Annotated in this window: 11 protein-coding genes and 1 pseudogene; 6 read left to right on the forward strand and 6 right to left on the reverse strand. The window is 62.9% G+C overall.

Features of this window, described 5'->3' with window-relative positions; translation table 11 throughout:
- Nucleotides 1-64 precede the first annotated feature (64 nt).
- From BUA26_RS09760 to BUA26_RS09770, 3 genes and pseudogenes are all read left to right on the forward strand, one after another.
- Nucleotides 65-820, forward strand: a complete 756-nt coding sequence (locus BUA26_RS09760; protein WP_072761518.1) for a BamJ family beta-barrel-assembly machinery protein — start codon at nt 65-67, stop codon at nt 818-820.
- 27 nt (nt 821-847) lie between these two features.
- Nucleotides 848-1629, forward strand: a pseudogene (locus tag BUA26_RS09765) (DUF1289 domain-containing protein).
- On the forward strand, nt 1626-2477 hold the full coding sequence (locus BUA26_RS09770; RefSeq protein WP_072760329.1) for a sulfurtransferase: 852 nt from the start codon (nt 1626-1628) through the stop codon (nt 2475-2477). The pseudogene BUA26_RS09765 and the gene BUA26_RS09770 overlap by 4 nt, the downstream one beginning before the upstream one ends.
- A gap of 46 nt (nt 2478-2523) precedes the next feature.
- Here the strand turns inward: BUA26_RS09770 and BUA26_RS09775 are convergent, their stop codons facing one another.
- Both BUA26_RS09775 and BUA26_RS09780 read right to left on the reverse strand, forming a co-directional pair.
- On the reverse strand, nt 2524-3282 hold the full coding sequence (locus BUA26_RS09775; RefSeq protein WP_072760331.1) for an enoyl-CoA hydratase/isomerase family protein: 759 nt from the start codon (nt 3280-3282) through the stop codon (nt 2524-2526).
- Nucleotides 3283-3304: 22 nt separating this feature from the next.
- Nucleotides 3305-4762: a DUF4139 domain-containing protein gene (locus BUA26_RS09780; RefSeq protein ID WP_072760333.1), complete on the reverse strand. Its 1458-nt coding sequence runs from the start codon at nt 4760-4762 to the stop codon at nt 3305-3307.
- Between the two features lie 339 nt (nt 4763-5101).
- Here BUA26_RS09780 and BUA26_RS09785 point away from each other — a divergent pair, with 339 nt between their 5' ends.
- A complete protein-coding gene (locus BUA26_RS09785) occupies nt 5102-8023 on the forward strand; it encodes a TonB-dependent receptor domain-containing protein (protein WP_083572967.1) in 2922 nt (973 codons plus the stop codon).
- A gap of 101 nt (nt 8024-8124) precedes the next feature.
- On the opposite strand, the gene BUA26_RS09790 is transcribed toward BUA26_RS09785, so the two are convergent.
- The 3 genes from BUA26_RS09790 to BUA26_RS19700 form a co-directional block, all read right to left on the reverse strand.
- On the reverse strand, nt 8125-9525 hold the full coding sequence (locus tag BUA26_RS09790; RefSeq protein WP_072760335.1) for an MFS transporter: 1401 nt from the start codon (nt 9523-9525) through the stop codon (nt 8125-8127).
- Nucleotides 9526-9621: 96 nt separating this feature from the next.
- The gene (locus BUA26_RS09795) at nt 9622-12627 is read right to left on the reverse strand and encodes a TonB-dependent receptor plug domain-containing protein (protein WP_072760337.1); all 3006 of its coding nucleotides are present in this window, start codon (nt 12625-12627) and stop codon (nt 9622-9624) included.
- 109 nt (nt 12628-12736) lie between these two features.
- Nucleotides 12737-14578 carry a YncE family protein gene (locus BUA26_RS19700; protein WP_083572968.1) on the reverse strand — a complete coding sequence of 614 codons (1842 nt, stop codon included), beginning with the start codon at nt 14576-14578 and terminating at the stop codon, nt 12737-12739.
- A gap of 351 nt (nt 14579-14929) precedes the next feature.
- Between BUA26_RS19700 and BUA26_RS09805 the strand changes: the two genes are divergently transcribed.
- Both BUA26_RS09805 and BUA26_RS09810 read left to right on the forward strand, forming a co-directional pair.
- Nucleotides 14930-15589 (forward strand): response regulator transcription factor, encoded by a 660-nt coding sequence (locus tag BUA26_RS09805; protein WP_072760339.1) that lies wholly within the window; start codon nt 14930-14932, stop codon nt 15587-15589.
- Between the two features lie 35 nt (nt 15590-15624).
- Complete coding sequence (locus BUA26_RS09810) at nt 15625-16977, forward strand: sensor histidine kinase (RefSeq protein ID WP_255368253.1); 1353 nt, start codon at nt 15625-15627, stop codon at nt 16975-16977.
- Nucleotides 16978-17045: 68 nt separating this feature from the next.
- Here BUA26_RS09810 and BUA26_RS09815 read toward each other — a convergent pair whose 3' ends face one another.
- Nucleotides 17046-20174, reverse strand: a complete 3129-nt coding sequence (locus tag BUA26_RS09815) for a WD40/YVTN/BNR-like repeat-containing protein (protein WP_072760343.1) — start codon at nt 20172-20174, stop codon at nt 17046-17048.
- Between the last annotated feature and the right edge of the window lie 105 nt (nt 20175-20279).

A 20279-nucleotide genomic window follows, 5' to 3' on the forward strand; every position in this document is an offset into this window, starting at 1 on the left:
GCTTAGGATGATCCGTCAGAATCGACTGTCGCGATACGATAGGGAAGGCCCGGTGGAGAAAGGCATGACACATCTGCGTGGCGGGTTGCTCGGCATGCTGCTGTTGTTGGGTGGCGTGGCGCATGCGCAGAGTCAGCCGTCGGCGACAACCGCGCCGGCGGTGCCAGCCGCCCCAGCCGTCCAGGCGAAGCCCGACAAGGCGAAGTTGTCGTATGCCATCGGTTACCAGATCGGCAGCCAGTTCGCGGACGGCAAGCCGGATGTGGATATTCCCGTGCTGTTGCGTGCGATCCAGGATGCTTACGCCAAGCGCCATCCGAGCGTGTCCATGCAGGACATGCACCTGCAGCTGCAGCGCCTCGATCAGCAGATGCACGCCGATGCGCTGGCCGAGTTCAAGCGCATCGCCGCCGTCAATGCGCGCAAGAGTGCTACTTACATGGAGCGCAACCGGCAGCGGCCCGGTGTGGTGCAGTTGCCGTCTGGCATCCAGTACGCCGTGCTGAGCCAAGGTTCCGGCACGGTCAGTCCAACCGTGACCAGCCTTGTTACCGTGAACTACCGCGGCATGCTGATCGACGGCACCGAATTCGACAGCACCTGGGCACACGGCGCACCGGTGAGTTTTCCGGTGAACGGTGTCATTCGCGGCTGGCAGGACGTGATCCCGCGCATGCATATCGGCGACCGCTGGAAAGTAGTGATTCCGCCACAGCTGGCTTATGGCGGAGACGGCATGTTGCCGCGGATTGGTCCGAACGAGGCATTGGTGTTCGAGATCGAACTGCTCGACATCAAGTCGGCTACCGACAAGCCCTGATTTATGCCGGTGGTAACATGACGGGGTATGTCGAACGCCCCGAACCCCGCCGAAACGCTCCCGTTGAGCCCTTGTACCGGCATCTGCCGGCTGGACGAGCGTGGCTATTGCGTGGGCTGTCAGCGCACCGGTGAAGAGATCGGCCGCTGGCGTGCGATGAGCGATGCGGAACGGCTGTACGTCATGCAGGTGATCCTGCCGGGCCGCGAAAGGCCGTGATGGAGGCGCTGATCAACGCGCTGCTGCCGCTGTCGGCGCCACCGACGGGGCCGGGCTGGAATCACACGGACATGGCCGAGCTGCTGGGCAATACGCAGCGCCAGCCGGCAGCCGTGCTGGTGGGCCTGCGCGACGGTGTGCAGCCTCGGCTGGTGCTCACCGTGCGCACCGACCATCTGCAGTCGCATGCCGGCCAGGTAGCCTTTCCCGGTGGCCGCAGCGAGCCGGCCGATGGCGATGCGCTGACTACCGCCCTGCGCGAGAGCGAGGAGGAGATCGGCCTCGATCGAGCACTGGTGACGCCGCTGGGTTATCTGGATTGCTTCGAGACCATCAGCGGTTTCTGCATCACGCCAGTGGTGGCGAAGATCGCTGCCGAGGCACAGCTGTATCCGGCGCCGGACGAGGTGGCCGAAGTATTCGAAGTGCCTCTGGCATTCCTGCTGGAGCCGGCCAACCTGCGCCGCTATACGATGGAGTTCCGTGGCCATCAGCGGCCGATGGTGGAGTTCGTCCATGGCGGTCATCGCATCTGGGGCGCCACCGCCGCCATGTTATTCAATCTGCTGCAGAGGATGGGACGGACATGACGCTGAAAACCACCTTGATCGATGCGGCCGAACTTGCCGCGTTGCCATCGCAGGATGTGCTCGTCGTCGATTGCCGTTTCGATCTGGCCGATCCGGACAAGGGCCATCGCGATTATCTGGACAGCCACATTCCAGGCGCCGTGTTCGCCAGCCTCGATCATGACTTGTCCGACCTGTCACGGCAGCCGGAAGGTCTGGGACGGCATCCGCTGCCGCTGGAGCCGGCGTTCAACGCGCTGCTGTCGCGCTGGGGCTGGCATGCGGGGATGCAGGTGGTGAGTTATGACGCGGGCAACGGCGCGCTGGCCGCGGCGCGGTTGTGGTGGCTGCTGCGGCTGGTCGGCGTGCAACAGGCCGCCGTGCTGAATGGGGGTTACGCCGCATGGCTGGCTGCGCGCTTGCCGACGGAGTCGGGAGAGCCGGTTGCACGGCCGGTCAGCCAAGTGTCGCTGCATTACGATGCCAACCAGGTACTGGTCGACCATGCGGCACTGCTGGGCGGCGCGTCCGGGCAGTTGCTGGATGCGCGGGCGGCACCGCGTTATCGCGGTGATGTCGAGCCGCTGGACCGGGTCGGTGGCCATGTGCCCGGCGCGCTGAACCGCCCGTTTGCCGACAACCTCGGCAGCGACGGCCGCTTCAAATCGCCCGCACAATTGCATGAAGAGTTTCTTGCGGTACTGGGTTCGACCGCGCCGTCGGACGTGGTGCACATGTGCGGTTCCGGCGTGACCGCGTGCCACAACCTGCTGGCGATGGAACATGCCGGGTTGCACGGTTCACGGCTCTACGCACCGTCGTGGAGCGGCTGGGTCAGTGATCCAGCACGGCCGATCGCCAAGGGCTGATCTATTTGCCGCAGGAGCCCGCTAGCGGGCTCCTACAACATCACGCTCATTTCTTTTCTTTCAGCCGTGCCACCAGTTGTTGCAGCACGGCCCGCGTCTGCGGGTGGAAGAACGCATCGGTGAAGTCTTCCAGCGGCAGCGCACCCAGGTCGGCGTAAGCCGCAGCGAGGTCGGCTCGCGCCAGCGTGCGGGTGGCGAGCATCGCGTGCGGCGGCAATGCCAGCAATTCGCCCAGCCAATGCAGCGCACGCGTGGCGACCTGGTCGACGCCGGTGAGTTCATCGACGAAGCCGCAGGCCAGCGCTTCGGCCGCCTCGATCATGGCACCGGAAACCAGCAACCGTTCGGCGCGGTAGGTGCCGACCACGCGGCGCAACGCCAGCTGGATCGCCTCGGGCACGATCAACCCCACCTGCACTTCGTTCAGGCCGATGCGGTACGGGCCTTCGGCCATCACGCGGTAATCGCAGAACAGTGCCAGCACCGCGCCGCCGGCCGGGCTGTGGCCGGTGATCGCCGCGACCAGCGGAATCGGTGCGCGGGCCAGCGCGCCGCACAGCGAAAAAAATTCGCGCCAGTATTCGAGTACGCCAGCGCGGTCGCGCGACAGCAGCGCCGGTACGTCGACGCCGGCGGAGAACAGGCCTTGCGCACCGGACAGCACGATGCCGCGCACGCCATCGCGCACGCTGTCGTCGATGGCGGCATGTAGCACGCGCAACAGATCCAGGTTCAACGCATTGACCGGCGGGCGGGCCAGCTGGACCTCACGGATGTCGTTGGGGTGGTTAGTTATGTTGAGCATGAGGAACTCCGGCTCGATGGATTTACGGTTGGGGGTTGTCGGCGTCGGTCCAGCTGTAGCGCACGGCATAGTCCAGCGTGGCCTTGCCGTTGGCCGGTACCTCGACGCGGAACTCAAGAGTGTCCGGTGTCTGCTCGCTAGGTTTGCTGCTGGATGAAATCAGCGTCCATTGCCGCCAGCGCGAAGGATGTTCACGCACGGTCACCGTGCGCGCGCTGTCGCCTGCGTTGCTGAGGTCGATACGGAATGTTTCGCTCATGGTGCGGCCGGCCTTGTCCGCGCTGAAGCTGGTGCGCGTGCGTTCGGCGCGCAGATCAAACGCGGTACCCAGCGTGATCGTGGCGTCGCTGCCTTTCGGGGTGTCGTCGATACGGCCTTCGCCGATGAACTGCGGCGTGCCGTTGCGATCGGCGGTGAGCACGCGCAGGTAGCCGGCCGGCAGGCTGTCGAATGCCTTCAGCTTCAGCGTGCTGACGATGGCGCTGCCGCCGCCCTGATTGAAATCCCGGTTGAGGATCGGCTGTTGCGGCTGGAAGCTGTTGCCATTCTCGTACAGCGCGGTGCGCACGCAATCCAGCGTGCGGTCTGTGTACAGCGGCACCTGGCTGACACTGCCGTCGGGCAGCTCGACCGCGGCGGGCAAGGTGTAGCTGCGGTAGTCGCCGATGCTGTCCTGCTGGGGCAAGGCTTCGGCCTTAGCGCTGAAGCCGCGGGCCGCTGCCATCATGGGACGCGGGGTTGAGGCCTTGGCCATGTTCGGCTCGCCGGCGATCAAGGTGAGCTGGGTGTCGTGCCAGTCGCGGCCGCTGCGGTTGGCGATGCTGGCATGCGATTCGAACTGCAAGCGGCAGGCCGCGCCGGGTTGCAATGTCGCCACATAGGCAGCGCGCCAGCCGAGGCCAGCGGTGGGATAGCTGAGCACGGCAGGAGCCTGGCCAGCGCGCGCCGCATCCACCCGCAGACTGAGGCTGGACCCGGTGGGGAAGTGGCCGTCCTGCACGCGGACGGCGGCAAAGTCGCGAATCAGCGTGGTCAGGTTGTCGCCGCCGCGCACCAGCAGGCCATCGCCCACGCGCAGCAGGGTGCCACTGGCCAGCAGCTGTCCAGTGCTGCCCACCACGTCCACATTCCGGCCGATGAGTCCGGTGAGTGCGGCGTTGCTGCCCTGACCGAGCAACAGGCGTTGCGACACCACCTTGCTGGAGCCATCGGTGAATGCCAGCGCCATCGCCTCCGCATCGAGGTAGATCGGCAGATCGCCGATCACCACGTCCTGCATGCCGCGCTTCAGGTCCAGGCTGCGGCGTTCGCGCACCACCGCGTAGCCTTCACCCACGCTGCCGTCGGTAGTGGACGCGTACAGCGCAGCGTTGTCGTTGCGATAGAGCGTGAGTTCGGTCGTGCGATCGGCAGCGGTCGCGGTGGCGGATAGCGCCGTGACGCAGGCGATGACGAGGGCAGTCAGAGGAGGATGGCGCACGGCGAACTCCTTTCAGTGGGTTGTGCGCATCTTACGGGCTGCCGATGAAGCTCTGACATCCATGTGGGGTGCGAAACCTCGAATTGGCGGGGGACTCCTTGAATTGGCGGGAAAATCCTTCGAAGCGGCGGCTGGAAATCGCCGCCACGGCGACGCTTATGCTGCATTGCAGGGTTGCGGAGAAAAGGGAGACGCGATAAATATAGATCGATCTAAATGCCGTGGTTCGGGGGCCGTCAGTCGGCTGTTCTTCGGATCGGAGCCGGTTTTTTAGACAGCAGGTCTGGCGGGAGGGCGCTGGATTTTTCGCAATCTGGGTTTCCTCGGGGAGAGTCGACCATGAGCAACATCGGTTTCAGGCGCAGTGTGCTTGCGAGTGCACTGGCATTGGTATTCTTTGCGCCTCTGTCAGTGGCGGCGCAAACGGCAACACCACCAGACGGCAGTCAGCAGCCAACCACGCAGCAAGATGCGGCGAAAAAGAAAGACACGACCACGCTGCAGAAGGTCGTGGTCACCGGTTCGCTGATTCCGCGTGTAGAGGTCGAAGGCGCGACCCCGGTCATCACCATCAGCGGCGCGCAGCTCAAGCAGGAAGGCTTCACCACGGTCTACGAGTTGATGAATTCCATCACCCAGACCGGTGTCGCCGAAACACCGCCATCGTGGGGCAGCAGTTCGGTCAACGCGCGGCAGCTCAACCTGCGCAACCTGGGTTCGGGGCGCAGCTTGTTGCTGATCGACGGCCATCGGGTCAGCGACTACCCGCAGTCGGCCCACGCCAGCACCAACTTCCAGAACTTCAACAACATCCCGACCGGGATGATCGATCGCATCGAAATCCTGGCCACGGGCGCGTCGTCGCTGTACGGCTCGGATGCTGTCGCCGGCGTGGTCAACATCATCCTGAAGAAGCAATACCAGGGCGACGACGTGCAAATGACGCTGGGTGGGGCCACCCGCGGCGGGCGCGACTACGGCGATTTCAATCTCGTTGGCGGCAAGTCCGGCGACCACTGGCATGTGGTCTACAACCTGGAGCGCTCCCATCGCAGCGGGTTGTTCGGACGCGACCGCCCGTATTCCGACTCGGAAGCCGATGCGGGCTACGGTGCCTACGACCAGAACGCGAGGTTGTTCGGCTATAAGACTTATGACGGCCTGTCTCTCTACGACGCCAACGGCAACTACATTGCACCGCCGGCCGGCGCCTGCAACCAGTTCGGCAACAACTTCGCGCTGCACGACTACAAGACGGTCGCCACCAACGGCCATACGGTCGACCCGACCAATGTCACTGACCATGGTACTTACTGCACGCAGCCGGCGCTGTTCAGCAACTGGGTGTTGACCCCGGGCAGCGACAACAAAGATGCCTATGTGGCTGGCGACTACGATTTCGGAAACGGCCTGCAGGCCTATGGCTCGATAGGGCTATGGGACACCCTGGGCACGTCCAATACCGAGTTGCCGTTCCTCTACGCGATGGGCGGCCTGCCGAACAATTTCTACGATCAGACCAGCGGTCAGGTGATCAGCAACTACTTTCGCCAGCTCACGCCGAAGGAATTGGGCAGCTACGGCAACACGCACGACAAAGAGCAGAACTGGGACATCCATGCCGGGTTGCGCGGCACGTTCCTGGACGGTCGCTTCAACTGGGACTTCAATCTGGGTACCAACAAGTACATCGTGCACGAACGCTATACGGGCCTCAACGAACAAGGCATGTTCGACTTCTTTTTTGGCCCGCAGCTCGGAACCACCAGCGTGGGCGGCAACACGTTGCCGGTTTACGCACTCAATTCGGGACGTTTCTGGAATCCGATCACACCGGCGCAATACCACTCGTTCGGCGTCGTGGGCGAAAACACCGCCGTGAGCTGGATGGATCAGGCGTCGCTGAACGTCAATACCGACGAGCTGTTCAAGACCTGGGCTGGTTCGGTGGGTTTTGCCACGGTGCTGGAAGCGGTGCACCAGGGATTCAAGTTGTCGCCGGATCCACGCGGCAATACCACCACTTTCGGCGACCCGTTCCAGGATTACATCACCGGCGGCGGCACGCGCAATCGCGTATCGCTCGGTTCGGAGCTGCGCATTCCGTTGCTGTCCAACCTGACATGGACTCTGTCCGGACGACTGGACAAGTATCGTGACGCCAGCGCCGCGGACGTGGCGCGTACCTGGGGCAGTTCGCTCGAGTATCGCCCTTATGAGGGACTGCTGCTGCGCGGATCCTATGGCACCAACTTCCATGCGCCCGACATGCAGTACATCTACAAGAATCCGTCGGTGTCGCAGGTCGGCATCTACGCCGACCCCTATCAGTGCGTGACTGCTGGCGCTACGACTTGTCAGCCGTTCCAGCACAACACCTATTTCAGCTCGTACCTGTCCGGTGGCCCAAGCCTGAACAACGAAACCGGCAAGTCCTGGACCTACGGTTTCGTGTGGCAAATCCCGGGCGTGGACGGCTTGTCGCTGTCGGCCGACTACTGGCGTATCGGCATCAACAACGGCATCGTGAACGTGGGCCAGAGCGACGTGCTGACGGATGAGGCGGGTTGCCGCACTGGCCACACCTTCGACAGCAGCGGCAACTATATTGGAAACTATATTGCCCATCCGCAGGGGTCATCCTATTGCCAAAATGTGATCGCCAACGTCAAGCGCGACGCCAACGGCAACATCACCGCGGTGTACAGCGGCGCCATCAACGAGAGCCTGCTGACCGTCACGGGTATCGATGCATCTCTGGCCTACGCGCTGAGAACCACCAACCTGGGTAATTTCAACCTCAGCATCGACTACACCGACAACCTCTCGTACAAGGAACGCACGCTGGCCTCGGACCCGCTTCTCAACACCCGCTACCAGCATGCGGCAAGCAAGGTGCGCGGCACCGTCAACTGGCGGCGGGGTGCATGGGATGCGACCTTGTATGGAGACCGTACCGGCCGTGTCCGTGCGCCCAACTTCGGTAGCTGCAACTCCCTGCCCAACGGTATTCGTCCGAGTGTCGGCGATCCCGATTGCACCATGTATTTCGGACACGTGCCTGCGTGGATCACTTGGAGCACCAACGTCGGCTATCGCTTCGATGACCGCATGAAGGTCAGCCTCAACGTCTCCAACATCTTCAACAACATCGGCAAGATTCCGTATTACGCAGGTGGCTTCGAATTCATCCCGACGTTGAACAATGCCAGTTACGTCGGCCGTGAAGTGTCGGTGACATTCGACTACAAACTCGATTGATCCCCAGCGGGCTCGATTGATCCCCAGCGGGGCCGGCCCTCACCGGTCCCGTTTTTTTTGTGTCGGCAATATCCGTGATCGCTTGTTCCCGATCGCTGGAATCAATGATTGATTCTTTCGAGGGCCATGCCCTTGGTGGTTGGGCCGAACACGCCGATGACGGCGATGCCGGTGACCATCGCGATGGCGATGAATACGGCTACGGCAAGTACGCCACCGGCATTCAGGAAATAGCCGACGGCGAGGCCTGCAAAGGCGGCGGCCAGCCGGCTCCATGAATAGACAAAGCCGATGGCGCGGGCTCGGATGCGGGTGGGATAGAGCTCCGCCTGATAGCTGTGGTACGCGTACGACATCACGTTGGCGGCCAGCGTGAACAGCACGCCGAGGGCAATCAGGAGGGGAGCACTGCTGACTTGCGAGAAGGCCAGCATCGCGAGCCCCATGACGACCAGTCCCAGGATGATCTGCAGCTTCCGCTCGACACGATCGGCAAACAGCGTGCCCAGCAGCGGCCCGAAGGGATTGGCTATCGCGATGACGAACGAGTATTCGAGGCTGTGCGTCAAGGTGATGCCGCGGGCGATCAGCAGAGTGGGCACCCACGCGGCAAAGCCGTAGAAACCGATTACCTGCGCCATGTTGAATACCGACAGCATCAGCGTGCGCTTTCGATAAGTCGCCGAGAATATTTCCAGAAATCTCCCGCCGCTTTTCTCTTCGGTCGACTCCTGCCGGGGCTGCGGCAAGTCAAGACCTGTTTCCGCGCGGACCTTTCTTTCGATCGTCGAGATCACCGCTTCCGCTTCGTCGACACGCCCTTTCAAGGCAAGCCAGCGCGGGCTCTCCGGTATCCTGCGGACAAGCAGCCACACCACCCCCGCGCCGATGGAACCGATCAGCACGACCCACCGCCAGCCGTCGAAGTCGAATGGCCTGAGTGGCACCAGCAGCCACGCCAGCAGGGCGACGACGGGGACCACGCAGAAGGTGATGAACTGGTTGATCGAAAAAGCCCGGCCACGTTCGGCGCCCGGAATCAGTTCCGAGATATACGTGTCGATAGTGACCAGTTGCACGGCGAAGCCGATGCCCGCGATGAAACGCCAGATGTTCAGCATCTCGCCGGTTCTTTGAAACGCCATGATGGCGGTGCAGGCGACGTACCAGATCAGCGACCAAGTGAATACCGGCCGTCGGCCAAAGCGGTCCGGCAGATGGCCCAGCAGCACCACGCCGAACCACAGGCCGGCGAACGTGCTGAAGACGAACGTGCCGAAGCCTGCGATCTTGATGCTGTCGAGTGCGGCAAAAAATCCCAGCGACTGCGGTGTGAAGAGGCCCGACTTGATCATCCCCGGCGCCACATAGCCGGTGAAAAACAGGTCGTAGAATTCAAAGACGCCGCCCAACGAAATCAGGATGACGATGGTCCATACCGCTCGCGATGGCGGCAGTCTGTCGAGGCGGGCCGCGATCCTGGCAGAGGCAATTTCGGACACGTTGTTTTACCTGTCGGTGATGGGAGTGATCCCCGGCGCGATCGGCGACGGGACTCAAGGCGCGGGCGAGGGCATCATCCGCGGCAGGTCTCAAACTCAGAGGGATACTTTCACTTCCGCATATACCATCCGGCCGATGGGGGAATATGTGCCGATATCGCTGGTGGTGAACTGGTTCGTGAACGCACGCGGGAAGATGGGTGGCATCTTGTTGGCTATGTTGTTCACGCCAAGGGCGAGCCCGATGCTCCGGTCGCTGTCGTCCCCGCCGAGGGTCCATGTGTACGAGCCGCGCAGATCCCACACGCTGTAGCTAGGCACCCGAATACCCGGGAGAGTACCGGCGGCGCCCGTGTCATTGACATAGGAGGTGTAGTTGTTCGCCAGCGTGAGGTCCAGGTTTCCGTAGGACCAGTCGAGCGTCGAGTAGAAACTCGCCTTCGGCAGCGTCCCGGCGAACACGCCGATGTTGCTGGCGTTGCCCGCGTACTGCTGGTACGAACCGCCCGCGAAGCGCTGGAACTTGTACGAATTGAACAACATCCCCTTGCTGGAAAAGGTCCAGGTTCCGTAATGGTTCGTGGGAACGGCGTAGTCCAATCCCAGCATCCAGGAGTGCTCGATCAGGACGCTCTGGTTGCGGAACCGGTCGATGACGTAGAGTTGCGAGTATTTGCTCGGATCGGGCAGGCCGGTGGCCGGATTGGTCAGGAAAGCCTTCAGTGATCCGGGGGTTCCGAACGGATCGGTACCGCCGAGGTTGGTGAAGTTGCCCGTGCTGACGCTGTCGAAGTACTTCGAGGCGGAACCCGAAGCGTTGACCGATTGCAGGATGGTGGTGAAGTCCGCGCCACCCGGGAAACCGCGCACGGTGATCGAGGAGTAGTCCGCGGTGAGCATGAGGCCCTTGATGAACTTCGGACGGAATTCGAAGCCGATGGAACGCGACGTCGAGGTCGACGGCTTGAGCGACGGGTTGACGCCGTCTTCGCCGTTGAAGGTGTTCCCGACGCCGTACTGGCTGCCGAACACAATGCCGATGAGACGGTCGGTCACCGGACGGGTGTCGAACGGCCCGTAGGCCTGATACAGCGGTGGCGCGGCGAACGACTTCGTGTAGGTGCCATGAAGCACGAGCTGGTTGTCGATGGGCTCCCAACGGAACCCCAGCTTCGGCGAATTGCTGCTACCGGCGTCGCTGTAGTGCTCGAAGCGGCTGGCGGCGGTGAGATCGAACTCGTGCAGGCCGGGGATATTCATGCTGCTCGAGGTGATCGGGATCAGCGTCTCGGCGTACACCGCGCTTACGTTGCGCCCGTGATTGAACGGATCGGTGAACATGCCGCCGCTCCAGTTCTGGTCGTTGCCGGCGGTAGAGCCAGTGACCGGGTCGGTGACGCGGCCATTCGGATCGGCATGGCCGGAAACCTCTTCACGCCGCCAGCTGACTCCGATCGCGAGGTTCACACGCCCCGCGGGCAGCTCGAACAGTTTGCCGACGGCGTGCGCATCCCAGGAGTAGAGCTTGCTGTCGCCATTCAGCACCTCGGTGCCGAGCACGTTGGTCAGCGCGGCCGCTGGGTTACCGGTCACGGCAAACGGATTGAGCGCCGGCTGCAGTACCAGCGGGTTGTTGACCGAATAACCGCCGTACACCTTGCTGAAGGCGCCGCCGACGACCGCGTTGCCGCTGGAGTCGTATCCGCCGGCGACGGCCCGTGCCAGATTAGGCGTGAAAATCAGGTTGGTATCGCGCTCGCTCAGCTTGCTCTCGCTGTAATCGACGCTGGTATGCCAGGTCCACGAGAAGGGCAGGTTGCCCTCGAGTCCGAAGGAGAAGCGATAAGCGTCGGTGGTGTCGAATACCTGTTTGGGCCGCGACCTGTCGGCGAAGGTCACGCCCGTCGCTGCGGTGGTCAGCGGATTGTAGGGGGCACCGGCCGGAACGGTCAGCGTGGCATGGGCGAAGGGTTGGCCCGCAGCAGCCCAGGCGGTGGATTGGACCTTGTTCTGCGAGATCAGCACATCGCCGAAGGCCTCGATCTGGTCGTCGGTGAAAGGCTGCGAGGTCATGTTCACGACAAGGTTCTTGTGCTCCTGCCGCTGCAGGAGCATTGCATATTTCGAATAGTCGAATCCTTTGGACAGCTGTGAAGCGCTGGTGGCGTTGTAGACGCCCGGCGACAGGGCCGCGTAGCTGGCAGCGGTCGCGGCGGTGCCGGTCGGGACGGGCGGCGTGAGCAGCCCCGGCGCCAGTACGTAATTGCCCCCGGCGACGACGCCCGGCAGGCCCGTGCCCGGAACGGCACCGTACATCGGGCTTGTGAACGAACGCTCGCTCTGGAGAAGGGGGCTGGTCTTGGCGTCGCTGACGGTGGCCGTGATGTTCACCGGACCGATGTCGCCGCCGAGCGTCGCAAACGCCGAACGATCCTTGTAGCCGCCATCCGCCACGCCGTAATGCGCGCCGAATGTCACGCCGTGGTAATCCCGCTTGAGGATGAAGTTCACCACGCCGCCGACGGCGTCGGCGCCGTAGAGCGAGGAAGCGCCGTCGGTGAGCACGTCGACCCGCTCGAGCGCGGCGGCTGGAATCTGGCTGATGTCGACGAAATTCTTGCTGCCGCTCAGGCCTGCGACCGCATCCAGCGCCATGCGCTGGCCGTTGACCAGCACCAGCGTCGGCAGGTTGCGCAGCTCGACCTGCGAGCCGCCGGCCGTGAATTGGTTACGGTTCTGCGCGTTGCTCGCACCGGCATTGCTGCGGCCGGCGAAGGCCGGAACGACCTTGCGCAACGTCTCTAGCATGTTGCTCGAGACACCGGTGTGGCCGAGCTGGTCCGCATCGAGGGTCGTGACGGGAACGGCTGCGGCGTTGGGGTCGATCGGCAACAGTGTTCCCGTGACCACGACCTGCTGCAGATTGGTGGTCTTGGGGACTGACGGCGGTTTGCTGGCTGAGGACGTCGCAGCGGTCCCCTCCTTTTGCTTGACCGACGTGCCCGTGTCGGCGCTGACGACAGTTGCCGCCGTGGCATGGCCAACCAGGCCCAAGCTCAGGACCAGCGCGCTGAACAGCGCATTGCGTGGATAGTTCTGCATGGTATCTCCCCAGGAATCACGTCAGGTTTCGGACAATCTGCGCAACGTGCCCTCCCTCATTCATCAATCTCCCAAGGCAGCGCGCAGAGGATGTATTCGGTTTCCTGCTTCAGTTCTTTCCCAGTGAGAACCACAAAACTTCGCCACCCTTGGCGTGCTCCCCAGGCGAAGCCGCCAGGTAAAGGCGGTCCAGCTGAGGCACCACGATGCCCGACTTGGCGCCGGCCGCGCTGGGGATGCGCGGCCGCGCTGCGTAGAGATCGGGGGTGACCTGCTGGAATACGCCCAGGTAGCCGTCGCCGCCGGGCACATACACGCGCCTCCTGGCGCTATCGAAGAAAAGCCCGTCCGAAGTCGCCGGCGTATCGAGAGTGGCGACGGTGGCGCCGGTGTCGGTGTTGAGCACGAGCAGTTTGCCGGGGTTGCGGGTGCCGACGAACAGGCGATGGTTGGTTTCGTCCAGCGCCATGGTCAGATTGGTCTGGGCGCCGCTGAGCGGCCAGCGGGCGATCACCCTGAGCGTCTTCTTGTCGACGACGGCTACGTAGTTGTGGTCGGCCACGTTCACGAACAGACGGCCGCCATGCTGCTCGTCCTTGACTGCCTCGGTGTGGTCCGAGTCGAACCGCAGCTTGGCGTACAGGTGGCCGGTAAGCGGATCCACTTCGTTGAGGAAGCAGTCCTTCATGTCCACGTCCTTGCCGCCGGTAACGATGTACAGATGACCGGTCGAGGTGTCGTATTCGGCCGTGTCGGCGCCGGGTTCCAGCGCGATGTGGCCCACGATCTTGTAGGTGGTGGCATCGAGCACCTTGGTCATGCCCTTGCCGCTGTCGGTGACGATCAGGCGGTTGTGCCCGGGCAGGTAGATGATCGCGTGCGGCGTCTGGAAACCGGTGAGCGTGCGCTCATGCTGGCCGGTGTGCAGGTCGAAGAGTTCGAGCGTGCCATGATCTTCCGCCGCCAGAAACAGGCGATTGCCCTTGAGGTCGACACCGAAGTGATCGAAGTCACCGGAGTATTCAGGCTTCCAGCTGATGCTGCGCCCGATCAGCGTTGCCGGTGCATTGGCGTCGGCAACGGCCGGTGCCGGCGGAGCGGACTCCATCAGTTTCGCCAGCGAGGGAATCTTCGCGCGCAGCTCGTCGCGAATCGCAAACCCCTCGCGCTGCAGCGCCGCTTTGTCGTCTCCCGGCTTGTACGGCAGTACGATGCCCGCCGCACCGAGCGTCTGGCCCTTGGCGTCGAGCAGGCGCGTCTCGACCTCGAAGCGATTGCCGTTGACCTCGAGATTGGGAATGCCGGTGTTGATCGCACGCATGTCGTCTTCGTCGGCCGCCTTGCCGAAGCGTCCGATGCTCGATCCCACCACCACGTTGGTCGACATGCCAGGCGGCACGATATGCAGCATCAGGATCAGCAGCCTGGGATGCGCGGCCATGGTCTGTTCGACCAACTGCTGTGCATAGGTGTTGGTCGGTACGGCCGGATTGAATTGATAGGGCTGGGTCAGATTGGCGACGTTGGAAATTTTCCGGCCCAGCTGGTCACGCACTTCTTCGGCGCGCTTCTCCAGTGCCGCCTTGTCGTCGCCTGTCTTGTACGGATACACGATGCTGAGCGCGCCGACGCGGTCGCCGGTGACGTCCTTCAGCGGCAGCTCGACCTCGAAGTGGTCGCCAGCCTTGTTGACCTCAAGATTCGTCTTGCCGTTGTTGACGACATTCATGTCGTCGTCATCGGCTTTCTTGCCGATGCGGCCGATGTTGGAAGCGATGATGATGTTGTCCGACTGCTTCGGCGGCGTTACGTGCAAGGCCATGATGGCGATGTCGGGATGTGCCGCGAGCGTGCTGTCCACCAGTTCCTGTGCGTAGCTCTTCGGTGCAACCTGTGCAAACAGCGACGGGGTCAGCAAGGCAGTCGCCAGAAACAATGCGGAACGGACCATGGAAGCTTTCCTCAACGGTTGGATGGTGGGTAGAGAGGTTATGCCGCAGCTGCTGGCGATCGGCGTCACCCGTGGATGAAGCAGAAAGCCGGTTGATCGAAACGCGCCTCGACGATCTGAAGCATGGCTGCACCCTAGACTTGTCACCTTGCGGGTACCTGTAGCCATTCTTAAAAAAAATTCAGGGTTCGGTTCGTGTCGTTGACGCCAGCACAACGCCATGCGCAGCCGATCTGTGCGGCCACCATGTGTGATGACTCGATGGCAAAAGAGGATTGTGCAGCGCGTCACCGGTTCCTCGCGCCGCTATCCTAGACTCGTTGCGCCAGTGTCCAAGAGGCTGGGGGCAGCATGAAAGTATTGATAGTTGAAGACCAACGGCGTCTGGGGGCGTTTCTCAAACAGGGACTGAGCGAATGTGCTTACACCGTGACCTGGGTGGGCACTTGCCGTGAGGCGCGCGATGCACTCGCGGAAACCAACTACGACGTCATCATTCTCGATCTGAGCCTGCCGGACGGTGACGGGCTGCATCTGCTTTCCGAATGGCGCCGGGCCGGTTTCAACGAACCCGTGCTGATCCTCAGTGCACGCGACAGCGTGGAGGACCGCATCAAGGGGCTCGATCTCGGTGCCGATGATTATCTGCCGAAACCCTTCAGCTTCGAGGAGCTGCGTGCTCACGTCCGTTCGCTGCTGCGCCGCCAGTCGGCGATCAAGCAAACGGTGATCACGCATCGCTGCGTGCGACTGGATCTGCTCGGCCACACGGTCAAGCTGAAGGAACAAAACGTCGATCTCACCAGCCGGGAATTCGCGCTGCTCGAAATCTTCATGCAGAACGTGGGACGCACGCTTACCCGCTCGTATATCTCCGAAAGGATCTGGCCAGGGCTGGCGGACAACAACCTTCTGGACGTCTATATGAGCCGGCTGCGCATGAAACTCGACTCCAATCCGGCCGAGCCGCTGTTCAAGACACTGCGTGGGATCGGTTATCAGCTGGTATGAAGTCGATCGGTGCGCGCATCACGTTCTGGTATGCATTGAGCGCCACGCTGACGGTCGCCGGCCTGTTCATCGCCGGCTACCTGCTTCTGCAGAACTACATCGTCCACGACCTGGATCTTCTGAACGCCACCGAGTTCCAGCAGATCAGGGCACGTCTTGGCTCGGACTATCCATCGCTTAATCGCGAAATTATCGAAGAGCGCATACGCCAGACCACGGAATATGCGTCGGTACTGTTCTACATAAGCATCGATTCACCTAGTCGCGGGAATCTGTTTCGCTCGAAGAACCTGACCGGCAATCCCTTGCCGGATGTACCGAAAAAACATGTTTTCGAGGGGACCATGCCGGGTGTCGGCGAGCTGCGAATCGCGGAGTTCGTATTGCCTCCGTTCGACGTCAGCATCGGCACGCCCATGGGCCAGGTGCGGCGAACCATGGTCGCCTACGCCGAGGTGTGCCTTGCCCTGCTCATCGGCATGCTGCTGGCCAGCATTGCGATCGGATTGGGATTGTCCCGCGTGATGCTGCGCCCGGTTCGCCTGATCGGCGAAACGGCCAACCGCATCCGCTCCGACAACCTGACCGAGCGCATCGCCGTCACCGGTGTCGAAGACGAGATCTCGGATCTGGCTACCTTGCTCAATCAGATGTTCGATCGCCTGGAATCGTCATTCAACCAGGTGCGCCAGTTCACGGCCGAGGTATCGCACGAGCTGAAGACACCGCTTTCGCTGGTGAGGCTGCATGCCGAGAAATTGCTGGTCGAAGGGAATCTGAGCCAGGCGCACGAGGAGGCGGTCCTCGTCCAGCTGGACGAACTGGCTCGCGTGAACCAGATGGTCGATGAGCTGCTGTTCCTCTCGCGTGCCGAAGCGCGGGGGATCCGCATGGATCTCGTGATACAGGATCCCCACCGGTTCTTGCGGAATTTCGAGCAGGACGTTCAGGCATTGACCGAGCACCAGGGCTGCCGTTTCGACTGCACCCATCACGGCGAGGGACTGGTCGCTTTCGAAGAGCGCTGGTTGCGTCAAGTCGTCCTGAATATCCTTACCAATGCGCTAAGGATGTCGCCCTCCGGAGGCCTGATCATGCTGCGCTCGGAACTTGAGGGCAATATCTGGCGGGTGAGCATCGAGGACGAGGGGCCGGGACTCTCGGACGATCAATACGAACGTGCCTTTGAGCGTTTTGTCCGCTTCAACCAGGTGAACACCGAAGACCGCGGCAGTGGCCTGGGTCTCGCCATATGCCGCAGCATCATCCAGCTTCACGACGGGCGAATTCACGCCGAATGCGGTACCGGCGGTGTCGGTTTGCGGGTGGTGTTCGAGATTCCGGCAAGCCGGCGCGATGCTGTCGACAAGGTACATACAGCCTTCTGATTACCTGCTGGATTCGTGCACGGCGCAGGCACCGCACCAAGACGCGATGCCTGCGTGGCGTGCCGTCGTCACAAGTCGACAGGTCTCTCTCCGGCAGCCTTCAGTTGTGCATTGAGTGCAGCCACGTCGACGCGTTTCAGTTGCTGCCATGCGTCGAGCGTGCCGCCCAGTGTCTGCGAAAGCGCGGCATACGACGCCTGGGCATCGGTGCTGGGGTCGGCATCGGCGCCATCGACCGCCTGTTCGAGTTTTGCCAGGTTCATCGACAAGGCGCGCAAGCTGTCGATGCGGTGCGGTGGCGAGGGCATCGAATTGCCCGCATGGGGATGCGCCTCGACGCCGGACAGATCCGATATCTTGTCCATCAGCGCAGCCATCGATGCTCGCAGGCTGCTATCGGCATGAGCCTCCCGCGCGTCCAGCGTCTTGAGCAGCTTGCCGGCTTCGGCACTCGCTGCGGAGGTGCGCGTCGAAGCCTCTTCCACCTTGCGCGCCAACTCGAACTCGCGCTGGAAAGCGTCCTGTGAAACGTGCACGCGCGGGTCGGGCTTCACCAGCAAGGGTTGCCTGTAGCTGTGGCCATCGACGTTGAGCTCGACGGTGTATTGACCCGGCGGTGACCATATGCCTCCACGTTCCGATGCTTCGCGGGAAGATGCGGCCGCGGCCGGTTTCGGATAGCGCAGATCCCAGACAAATCGATGCATGCCAGGTGCCGTCGAGAGTCGCATCGGTGTGGGTACCCATTCGGGCGCTATTTCCAGCTTGGTCGGGTCCGTTGCCGTGATCGGGTCGGCACTGCTGAAGCTGCGTACCTTGTGGTCCTGCGCGTCGAATACCGTCAGCGTTACCGCAGCCTTCACCGCTTTCGGCAGCGCGTAGTCGATGACCGCGCCGTCGGGCGGGTTCGCCGCCATCGGCTCGTCTTTCGGGAACGGTGTGCCGGTGAAGCCCGCAGGGCGCACGCGGATCGCATCGGCGGGTTTGAACAAGGTGACCATGTCCGCGCGCATGCCGCCCAGTTGCCGCAGTGCGCTGACGTTGTCCATGATCCAGAACCCGCGGCCGTGGGTGGCGATCACGAGGTCGTCGCCGTGCACGTCGATGTCGCGCACCGACGTCATCGGCAAATTCTGCTGCAGCGGCTGCCAGTGCGCGCCGTCGTCAAATGACGCATACACGCCTTTCTCGGTGCCGGCGTAGAGCAGGCCGCGGCGCAGCGGATCCTCGCGCACCACATTGACGAAGCTGTCGCGCGGAATGCCGTTGTCGATGCGCGTCCAATTGATGCCGCCATCGGAGGTGCGATAGAGGTACGGCGTGTCGTCGTCGAGGCGATGGCGATCCACCGCGAGATACGCGATGTTCGCGTCGAAGTGCGAGGACTCGATGCCGGTCACCTTCGACCACGGCGTGAGCGCCTTCGGCGTCACCTGTTGCCAGTGCGTGCCGTCGTCGTTGCTGCGCCACACCAGGCCGTCGTCGGTGCCCACCCATAGCGCCTGCGCGGAGAGCGGCGATGGCGCGATGGTGTAGATCACACCGCGCTGCTTGTCCGCGTGATTGTCGTCGGCGGCCGTAGTGGCGTCGAGACTCGACGGCGTACCCGCATCCTCGCGGGTGAGGTCGGGACTGATCGGCGTCCAGTGATCGCCGCCGTCGGCGGTGCGGAACAGCCGCTGGTTGGCGAAGTACAGCACCTTCGTGTCGCGTTTGGAGAAGGTCAGCGGCAACGTCCACGCGGCGCGATAGTGAGCGGTCGGGTAGGCGAGGGTGGGATCGATATCGCGAACCTGTCCGGTGCGCGCATCGAGCTTGTCGACGGTGCCGCCATAAACGATGTCGTGGTCATCGGGATCGGGAGCGATCATGCCGCTTTCGCCGCCCGGGGTAATTTCGTGGAACTGCTCCATCGTGATGCCATCGCCGCTGCCGCTACGGCTGGGCAGTGCGACCGCGCCGGAATCCTGCTGCGCGCCGTAGACCCAGTACGGGAAGCGGTTGTCGGTGCTGACGTGGTAGATCTGCGCCGTCGGCTGGTTGAGCCAGCTGCTCCACGTGCGGCCGCCGTTGAGCGTGATCAGCGTGCCCTGATCGACACCGAGGATCTGCCGATCGGAGTCGGTCGGGTCGATCCACATCTGGTGGAAGTCGTCGCCGGTGGGGTCGCCCTTCAGCGCGATGAACTGCTTGCCGCCGTCGTCCGAGCGCAACACGATGGTGTTCATCACGTATACGCGGTCGGCATTCTTCGGATCCACGGTGAGCCGATTGAAATACCAGCCGCGCTGCCAGATACGCTGGTCGCCGGTAACGTGCTTCCAGTGCGTGCCGCCGTCGTCGGAGCGATACAGACCGCCTTCACCGCCGGCTGCATCCACCAGCGCATACACGCGATTCGGCTGGTTCGGCGCCAGCGCAATACCGATGCGGCCGGGATGCACAGGGAAGCCGTTGCCCTGCAGCTGACTCCAGTGGCTGCCGCCGTCATGCGATACGTACAAGCCGCTGCCCGGTCCGTTCGATGGCGGATACACGCTCCATGGTGGACGTCGGGTCTGCCATAGCGCCGCGTAGATCGTGTCCGGATCGCCGGGCTTGAAGGCGAGGTCGATCGCGCCGGTGTCGGCGTCCTTGAACAGCACCTTGCTCCAGTGCTTGCCGCCGTCGGTGGAACGGAACACGCCACGCTCCGCGTTGGCGCCATACGCATGGCCGAGCGCCGCGGTGAACACCACGTCGGGATTGCGCGGATCCACCAGCACGCCGGCGATCTGCCGGGTGTCCTCGAGGCCGATATGGGTCCAGTGCTTGCCGGCGTCGATCGACTTGTACATGCCGTCGCCATGGGCGATGTCCGAACGCATGTCGGCCTCGCCCGTGCCCACATAGATCGTCTTCGGATCGGACGGCGCCAGTGCCAGCGCACCGATCGAGCCCATCGGCTGATCGTCGAAGATCGGTTGCCAGGTACGTCCGGCATCCTGTGTGGCCCAGACGCCGCCGTTCACCGCACCGAAGTAGAAATGCCGGCTGTCGCCGGCGATGCCCGTCACGGTCAGCACGCGACCGCCGCGGAATGGCCCGATCAGGCGCCAATGCAGGCCTTGATACAGCGATGGATCGACCGCGGCATGCGCCGTCAGTGCCGTGGAAATTCCGAGAGCAAGCACGGCGAGGCAGCAAGATGGACGCATAGGTGATTCCCGGGGGCAGTCAGGGTTGAAAGTAGTGCGCTACAAGTGGTGCCGAGATCATGTATGAAAAATACCGCATACGAATCGGAGGCGCCGTGGTGCCCC

The sequence above is a fragment of the Rhodanobacter sp. OK091 genome, assembly GCF_900142825.1.
Lineage (GTDB): Bacteria > Pseudomonadota > Gammaproteobacteria > Xanthomonadales > Rhodanobacteraceae > Rhodanobacter.

What these genes read in the sequence shown, in the direction of transcription:
- BUA26_RS09815 (WP_072760343.1), bottom strand. Translation starts at nt 20,174, where the DNA reads ATGCGTCCATCTTGCTGCCTCGCCGTGCTTGCTCTCGGAATTTCCACG.
- BUA26_RS09760 (WP_072761518.1), top strand. Translation starts at nt 65, where the DNA reads ATGACACATCTGCGTGGCGGGTTGCTCGGCATGCTGCTGTTGTTGGGT.
- BUA26_RS09785 (WP_083572967.1), top strand. Translation starts at nt 5,102, where the DNA reads ATGAGCAACATCGGTTTCAGGCGCAGTGTGCTTGCGAGTGCACTGGCA.
- BUA26_RS09805 (WP_072760339.1), top strand. Translation starts at nt 14,930, where the DNA reads ATGAAAGTATTGATAGTTGAAGACCAACGGCGTCTGGGGGCGTTTCTC.
- BUA26_RS19700 (WP_083572968.1), bottom strand. Translation starts at nt 14,578, where the DNA reads ATGGTCCGTTCCGCATTGTTTCTGGCGACTGCCTTGCTGACCCCGTCG.
- BUA26_RS09775 (WP_072760331.1), bottom strand. Translation starts at nt 3,282, where the DNA reads ATGCTCAACATAACTAACCACCCCAACGACATCCGTGAGGTCCAGCTG.
- BUA26_RS09770 (WP_072760329.1), top strand. Translation starts at nt 1,626, where the DNA reads ATGACGCTGAAAACCACCTTGATCGATGCGGCCGAACTTGCCGCGTTG.
- BUA26_RS09795 (WP_072760337.1), bottom strand. Translation starts at nt 12,627, where the DNA reads ATGCAGAACTATCCACGCAATGCGCTGTTCAGCGCGCTGGTCCTGAGC.